General features: G+C 52.9%; 6 protein-coding genes and 1 pseudogene. 5 read left to right on the plus strand and 2 right to left on the minus strand.

Translation table 11 applies throughout. From position 1 onward, the window contains the following. Positions 1 to 386: pseudogene (locus HAT86_RS16590) on the plus strand (hypothetical protein); the annotation flags it as partial. A gap of 423 nt (positions 387 to 809) precedes the next feature. On the opposite strand, the gene HAT86_RS16595 reads toward HAT86_RS16590, so the two are convergent. After that, positions 810 to 1,862: a TAXI family TRAP transporter solute-binding subunit gene (locus tag HAT86_RS16595; RefSeq protein WP_167200564.1), complete on the minus strand. Its 1,053-nt coding sequence runs from the start codon at positions 1,860 to 1,862 to the stop codon at positions 810 to 812. Positions 1,863 to 1,892: 30 nt separating this feature from the next. Here HAT86_RS16595 and HAT86_RS16600 point away from each other — a divergent pair, with 30 nt between their 5' ends. The 3 genes from HAT86_RS16600 to HAT86_RS16610 all read left to right on the plus strand — a co-directional run bounded on the left by HAT86_RS16600 (position 1,893) and on the right by HAT86_RS16610 (position 4,516). Beyond that, positions 1,893 to 2,693, plus strand: a complete 801-nt coding sequence (locus tag HAT86_RS16600; protein ID WP_167200567.1) for a bestrophin-like domain — start codon at positions 1,893 to 1,895, stop codon at positions 2,691 to 2,693. Beyond that, positions 2,693 to 3,373, plus strand: a complete 681-nt coding sequence (locus HAT86_RS16605; RefSeq protein ID WP_167200570.1) for an AIM24 family protein — start codon at positions 2,693 to 2,695, stop codon at positions 3,371 to 3,373. The genes HAT86_RS16600 and HAT86_RS16605 overlap by 1 nt, the downstream gene beginning before the upstream one ends. Positions 3,374 to 3,577: 204 nt before the next feature. Next, positions 3,578 to 4,516, plus strand: coding sequence for a LysR family transcriptional regulator (locus HAT86_RS16610; protein ID WP_167200573.1), 939 nt, complete (start codon positions 3,578 to 3,580; stop codon positions 4,514 to 4,516). Between the two features lie 88 nt (positions 4,517 to 4,604). Here the strand turns inward: HAT86_RS16610 and HAT86_RS16615 are convergent, their stop codons facing one another. Beyond that, positions 4,605 to 5,960, minus strand: a complete 1,356-nt coding sequence (locus tag HAT86_RS16615; protein ID WP_231125955.1) for a mechanosensitive ion channel family protein — start codon at positions 5,958 to 5,960, stop codon at positions 4,605 to 4,607. A 425-nt stretch (positions 5,961 to 6,385) separates the two neighbouring features. On the opposite strand from HAT86_RS16615, the gene HAT86_RS16620 reads away from it, so the two are divergent. Next, a complete protein-coding gene (locus tag HAT86_RS16620; protein WP_269204333.1) occupies positions 6,386 to 7,270 on the plus strand; it encodes a bile acid:sodium symporter family protein in 885 nt (294 codons plus the stop codon). Positions 7,271 to 7,359: the final 89 nt, after the last annotated feature.

Genomic DNA, 7,359 nt, shown 5'->3' on the forward strand with positions numbered 1-7,359 from the left:
CTGTCTCGCAACAACAATTCAACCAGATACGCCGCCAACCTTCAAATCGCCCAAACACCAGATCCAGTCATAACTCGACCGGACTCAATCTCAGTGGATCGGCAGGGGGCGATCCCGATGGCGGTAGTTACGGCTTTGTCAGAGCTGGATGGACTTACGATCTTACGTCGCATGGTCCGACCGCCTTCGCTATCAGTTATTACGAGGGAAGCGATCTTTCCGAAGAAAACTCATCGTCCGAGAGTATCGGCTTCGCCGCAATGCAGACCTTCACCGACCTCGATCTCGACGTTTATCTCGGCTACCGGGAATATTACTACAACGCCGACGCCGCATCCTATCAGGATGCAAGCTCGGTCTTCCTTGGGGCGCGCTACAAGTTCTGAACCTTGAAAGAAACGCGGAACCAGCCTTCTGCGTCGAGGTGATCTGATCCTGCCATGCCTCCTGAGCATGGGCCGGCCCCCCGACGGCATCGAATGTGCCATAACGGTTTCGTAGGAACAACGCGAAGAAGGCATCCACGTCAGATGTTAGCATATTGGCAATTGATCTTGCCAAAGGCAGTTTTCAGGTTTGCGGCGTGAAGCTAGACGGCGCCGTTGTTTTCAACAGGTCAGTGACGCGACCACGTCTGTATCGGCTCTTGGCGTGCGCAGCTACCCTCCAAGCTGGGAAATTGTAGCGGAAAACTCCAGGCTAAAATGGTCCAATTGTTGGGGATCAGATCAGCATCCATGTTGCGATTACAAGTGAAATCGCAGAGAAGAAATGTGATCATCTGGGATGAAACAACGATGTCGTAAGTTTTACCGATTTACTGGCGCTTTCGGGTCTAAACCTTGGTTGTCAAAAACCGTTGCGACTGCAGCATGGAGCGGTGCCGTCAAGCCAGCGGTCCAGCCGAAATCCTTGGACATCCCTGCCGAGTCCGGTACAGCCTTTCGAAGACCTTCCCAATGATCGATCATTATCTGCGCCATTCTTTCGACTAGCTGATAGGGCACATCCTCGCGGGTCATAACCGTTGCCATCACGGAAAACGTGCTGATATCTTCCAGCAATTCGGGATAGGAATGGCTCGGGATCGTTCCAGAGGTGAATGCAGGATTATCGGCTACAAATTTGCGAAGGCTTGAGCCGGAGGCGTTTATAAGGTGGACGTCGCACTCCTTCAGGGTACGTGCGACTGCGCTATTCGGGTGCCCGATAACAAGAAGCACAGCATCAAGACTGCCAGCGCAAAGCTCCTCGAGTGCAACCAGAAGCGCATGTTGTGTGAGTTCGGCGAAATCGGAGCCGACGATGCCAAGAGCACCGAAAACCCGCTCCACGGTGGGTCGCCTTCCTGAACTAGATGGCCCTTGATCCACACGCTTGGCGCGAAGGTCGGCCAAAGACGAAATGTCGGCGTCGTTCCGCACCAGGATCGTAAAAGGTTCCGGATAAAGTGAGATCACGCTACGCAGTTCCAAGGGCTCCCTGGCAAAGTAGCTGCCGCTTGCCGTCTCTAAAGCTTCGCGGTGCAGATCGGATTGTACAAGGGCGAAATCCAGGGTGCCGCGCTTGAGTGCGTTCAGGTTGTAGAGCGACCCGGGCGTTGGATCGGTACTGCACCGGTAGCCCTCGATCGGATTCTGGTTGAAGCTTGCACATACCTTATTTACCGCTTCGTAATATGCCCCATCTATCGGACCGGAGCCGAATGTGACAATTCGAAGACCCATTTGCTGGGCCTCTTCCGACATGGCAGGAGCTGCCGCAAGAAAAGCCAAAAGGGCAAGGATTTTTTGTAAATACAAGCTTTGAAGGTTCATTTTTTTCGCCCGAAGTCGTGCACTCGCATCATCTTTGTGTGACATAGGGTAATGTGTCTTGGCAAAGAGTGAGTGATGCCGGAATTCCTCTACGATATACCACTTCGCGAACTTGCGATCTACTTCTCAATGGCTGCCGTCATTGCGGCTTTGCTTGGGCTTATTGTCGTCAAACCCAGTTTGCGCATAATCTTCGGGACCGGCCCGGATTTCAACCATAATGTCAGCTTCGGGGGATCGGGGTTCAACCTGTTTTATGGTCTGCTGCTGGGTCTTCTGACAGTTGCGGCATATCAGAACAACCAAAGAGTTGCCCAGGCGATACAGTCGGAGGCAGCTTTGTTGGGTTCATTGTATTCGGATCTGAACAGTTATCCGGAGCCGATACGGTCCGAAGTCAAGACGCTGATGCGTGATTATACACTTTTCACCATCCATCGTGACTGGCAGGCTCACCGAGAGGGACAGTTCTTGGATGGCGGCAGTCGGCGTGCCGATGCTATTCGGACTGTTCTTTCCCGTTACGAACCAGTTACGGAAGGTCAGGCCATTTTGCATCACGCAGTAATCAGTTCCTTTCAGGATTTTTCGGCAGCCAGACAAGAACGAATTACCGGCGTGATGACCGAGATACCGGATGTTCTTTGGTATGCGGTGCTGGTTGGTGCGGCGATGAACGTAACCCTCCTTGTTATGCTGAGGATGCGTTTGCACCAGCATTTGCTGCTGGCCACGATTTCTGCGTTCTATCTCGGAGTTATCATGTTCGTGATTGTCGTTCTGGACGATCCGTTGCGAGGCGACTCAGGGCTCGATCCCGAGCCTTTCGTGCTGATGTGGGATCGACAAATGGTTTGGGATGACGAGGTGGGCTGATGGCTGTTTTTGCAACCCGAGAAGTCGAAGGCATGCGCCAGGTCGTCATAGACATAGAGAACGAGACGGTGAGAGCGAGAAACGGTGCGCTTTCCAACCTGACAGGTAACATTGACTTCGTGCCCAGACTTCCCAGTGCCGGATACGTTCTCAAAACACTTATTAGCAAAGAAGTTCGCATCAGGCCATCGTATAACGGGACTGGGCGCATTTTTCTGCAACCGTCTCTTAGCGGGTATCACGTATTCGAGGCGACGGAAGACGAACGTTGGATTTTGGAGCCAGGTGTTTACTGGGCGAGCGAGGGCGGTGTGGGTCTTGGTCTTTATCGTGAACGGTTTTGGCCGAGCCTCTGGGCAGGGGATGGAATGCTGGTCTGGAAAACGACGATGTGGGGCCCCGGACAGGTCGCACTCAACGCGCCAGGCCCTGTCGAAGTCATTCGGATCGAGGATGCTCAGTTTCGCGCACAGGGCCGCCTTGTGCTCGGACGCACCGACGGTCTCAGATTCAGTTCCGAACGCCCCGCGCGTTTCCCTCGCAACATGTTTTCAGGTCAGTCGCGCATGCGTGTGTACTCGGGAACCGGCAGGCTCCTTGTTTGCTGGACCCCTTACTGGAACCAGTACATGTATACACGCATGACTGGTGAGGATATCGAAGGCACTATTTTTGAATGAACCGGCACCGACGATACTGGCCCTTGATTGAGATCTGGCGTGGTGGGGTAACTGCGGGGCAAACGGAAAAGCCGTCGAGGTCACGGAGAGGATACATCTGACGATTGCTAAACGCATACCAGTATTTGATGGATTCATTTTAAGACTATATATACTTATAATGTAGGTTTGGTTCATACTTCGCCTCTAAGGACGGTGACAGGAATGCGCGACATCAGACACGTGAAGATTGTGAAGGCTCTGGATGCGCATCGCAATTTTGCTAGGGCCTCAGAGGCACTTTGCATGAGCCAGTCCGCATTGAGCCGCGCATTGCTACGCATAGAAGACACGCTTGGCGTCGAACTGTTTGAGCGAACACGTACCTCTGTCGTGCCAACCGTTTATGCAGAAATAATTTTACAGCGTAGCGACAATCTGATCTCAGCGTTTGATGACATGTTGCAATCCATTGAAGCGAAACGTCATCAAGATGAGCGTGGAGTTCGTATTTCTGTTGGCCCATACGCTGCTGAAGCGATAGGATTATTAGGTTTCTCCACCCATGCCAGTTCAGATCGCACTTTCAACGGCAAATTGTTTATCCGGGATTGGCGTACATGCCTTGAGGACCTTATCGAAAAACGCAGCGATCTTGCCATTACTGATACACGGTCCGCGCAAGAATATCCAGAACTTGCTTCTGAAGTGCTCGGTGGCGGATCGGCACTATTCTTCTGTGGATCACAACATCCGCTTGCAAAGCAAACCATCCTGAGCTGGATCGACTTGATGCAATTTCCGTGGGCAACGACTTTGGCTCAAAATAGATGGCTTGACCTACTCCCCGGAAACCTTGGGGCTGCAGGGCGGGTTGATCCTGTTACAGGTGATTTTGTACCGGCTATCTGCGTTGATAATTTCTCGGCAATGGTTGCGGCGGTCAAGGAGGGACGTGCGATCAGTGTTGCCCCAGCTGCGTTCATAGCTGATGAGTTAAAAAGGGGCGACCTAGTCACATTGCCCATTTCAGAGCCTTGGTTGACCATGGAATATGGACTTATCTGGCGCCGCAATCAAACTTGGTCTCCAAACCTAAGGCGCTTTGTGAAAACGCTGAAGGACATACAACAGGCGTCGTCATATGACAGCTTCTCGATCTGATCTTGTGGCTCCGGCGTGGACTGCGGGTCAGCTGTTAAGCCGAAAACTTGAATGCAAGCGTGCAATTTAGCGAGCCGTCACCTACGTATCACGAACGCGGTGCGGTCAGGACCTTGTTTCCGGCGGCGTCTCCTTTGATACGCATCTCTGTTTGGGGGAAGGGGATTGTGAGGCCATTGGCGTCGAAAACCTCTTTAACCTTCGCCGTTAAATCCCAGTAGACCTCCCAGTAATCCTGTGCTCTGACCCAAGGCCTTACAATGAAGTTAACTGAGCTTTCGCCAAGCTCGTTGACCCGGATGAGCGGTTCAGGGTCGGATAGAATCATTGGATGTTCTGACACCACGCTTTCCAGGACCTCCTGCGCTCTCTCAATCGAGTCTTCATAACCTATCCCAAAAACCATATCGACGCGACGTGTTTCCGACGCAGTAACATTTGTGATCACGTCGCCCCAGACCTTGGAATTTGGGATGATGATAACCTGATTGTCTGGCGTGGCGATTGTCGTCGAGACGACTGATACCTTCCTTACAGTACCGCCTTTGCCGCCGATGTTCACATAATCCCCCTCATCGAAAGGCCGGTTGATCATGATCATCAATCCAGCGGCCAGATTGCCCAGAGTGTCCTGCATGGCAAAGGCAATGATGAAAGAGGCACCCCCGACCAGTGCGAAGAGCGGCGTGATGTTGACGCCCAAGGCGGCCAGCACGATCATCAGCCCGATCGCGATGGTAAGCCAGTACACTAGCATCGCCAGAAAGCCGTGTAACAGCTTCGAAAGGTTCGGGATGCGCCCAAATATCCGGCGCGCCCAGACTTTGGCGATCCGCGCAACGATCAGCAGACCCAGAAACGCCCCGATGATCACGGCTATGCGCAACGCGACCTGGATCCCGCCATCGGGTGAAACGATCCAATCGAGTACATCATTCATGATTTCGGTTGCGGTGAGATTGGCCTTTTCCTCAACAGTGATCGCGCTCTTGTAGGTTCGAAGCCGCTCAACCAAAGCGGGATCTCCGCCCTTGACTTCCAGACTGGAAACAACGGCAGAGTATCTGTCGAATACGGCCTTGCGCTGTTCCACGAGCGCGCTGCGCGCCTGTTTCTGCTCTTCGGTCGCTTCCGCTCCTTCATCGCGAATCTGCACCAATTGCTCGACAACCGCCTGTGTGGCATCTTTCGCGTTATCGCGCCATGCTTCGGCAAGAGGCATGAGCTCATCTACTGTGAGCGGCAGGAGCCGCAGCCGAAACTCGGCAAGCCCGATGCTCAGATCATCCAGCCGGGGCGGGTAGGCCTGGGTTTCGGCACCGTTTTGCGCGTCAGCACTCGGGGCGGCCGTCTGCGCCTGTCCCGTCAGTGGTATCATCACAACCAGCAGCGAAAGGATCAGGGCGATCGACCAACGGGTCATAACGTGAAAACATGTGATCATGCTGGGCTCCGGTCCTTGAAGGTTCTGGCTAGCAACTTTGGCGTGTTGGTAAGGAGCTGCATGCGAATGTTGCTCCTCATGGCTCATCCTGGCTAATGGATCTGTCACGCGTCGTCTCTATCTGTGGCGTAGTTGATGCTGCGCAGCGGATCTTTAGCGTGTTGTATTGCTACCTCTAGAAATATCTTTCCAATAATATAGGCTCTGACGAAGCGTTCGCTTGCGAGATTTTTCGATTATCCTTGACGCGCCGTCCAATGCATAATTAGCTATCTGTGATGACACAGAATAGTTTTGAATTGACCGGTTCAGAAACCAGCAGGAGAATACTTGCCTGAACAGTGTTTGGCTTTGGGACAGCTGCAATTGTATTGCGAAGTTCATTGATGTCTGCACTTTGGTCTAACTAAGGTAGGCCTAGTATTTTGGAACCAGTCGTTAATATAGCGATCCCCGCTGCGGTTTTCATCATAATGGTCAGCATAGGCTTTGGCGTGACACGGGACGATTTCCGTGAATGTTTAGTCTTACCAAAGGCGTTTTTGGTCGGTGTGACAGCCCAGGTGGTTCTGGTGCCGTTATTCGTTTTTGCCTTTCTGATGTTGCTGCAGCCGGAGAGAGACATTGCTTTAGGAATCATGATCCTTGCGCTTTGCCCAGGTGGGGCTCTCAGCAATATCCTGACAAAGGTTTCCGGCGGTGACGTTGCGCTTTCTGTATCCATGACCGCGTTCACAAATGTCTTTTCGATCGCAACCCTGCCCAGCCTGTCGGTGCTGGCTGCCAGCTATTTCGTCGGGACCGATGGCAACGCGTCCGAAATCCAGGCCATCACAGTGCAGGTAGCGCTGATCGGCACCTTACCAGTCGTTCTGGGCATGTTTCTGCGGTATATTGCCCCGAACTTCGCGGAGAGTCATGGCGGGGCTTTCTTCAGATTCTCGCTCATTGTCTTCGTTCTCATCATGGGATGGAGCATCATTGAAAGTATCCCTGTTTTTTATGCGGCGATGATTGCACTGGGATGGCAACTTCTCGCGCTGCTTTGCGTTCTGGTTGCTCTTGGCGTCGGAATGGGTAGCCTAGTAAGGCTCACTCTGCCGCACCGTATCACTTTGATCTTTGAGATCGGTGTGCAGAACAGCGCCCTTGGCATTGCAGTTGGGGCTATGATGTGGCGGGAACCTTCGGGCTTTCCAATCTATGCCACGCCCGCTGCCGTGTACGGTTCGCTGACGTTGCTTTTGCTGCTCCCGCTGGTTGGCCTGGTGTCGCGTGTTTCAAAAAAGGCGGCGATGGCAAGGCAGTAGAAAAATACTCGCTCTAGAGCGTGTCGCCCCTGATCAGATTCAGGATTCCCATGATGCTTGCTTTGTGATTCCATGCTTTTGAGGCATAT

Origin of the sequence: Roseovarius gahaiensis (assembly GCF_011601345.1) — a bacterium.
Lineage (GTDB): Bacteria > Pseudomonadota > Alphaproteobacteria > Rhodobacterales > Rhodobacteraceae > Roseovarius > Roseovarius gahaiensis.

Bases quoted from the DNA above. Each gene is read 5' to 3' on its own strand.
- HAT86_RS16610 (WP_167200573.1), top strand. From the start codon at position 3,578: ATGCGCGACATCAGACACGTGAAGATTGTGAAGGCTCTGGATGCGCAT.
- HAT86_RS16605 (WP_167200570.1), top strand. From the start codon at position 2,693: ATGGCTGTTTTTGCAACCCGAGAAGTCGAAGGCATGCGCCAGGTCGTC.
- HAT86_RS16595 (WP_167200564.1), bottom strand. From the start codon at position 1,862: ATGTCACACAAAGATGATGCGAGTGCACGACTTCGGGCGAAAAAAATG.
- HAT86_RS16615 (WP_231125955.1), bottom strand. From the start codon at position 5,960: ATGATCACATGTTTTCACGTTATGACCCGTTGGTCGATCGCCCTGATC.
- HAT86_RS16600 (WP_167200567.1), top strand. From the start codon at position 1,893: ATGCCGGAATTCCTCTACGATATACCACTTCGCGAACTTGCGATCTAC.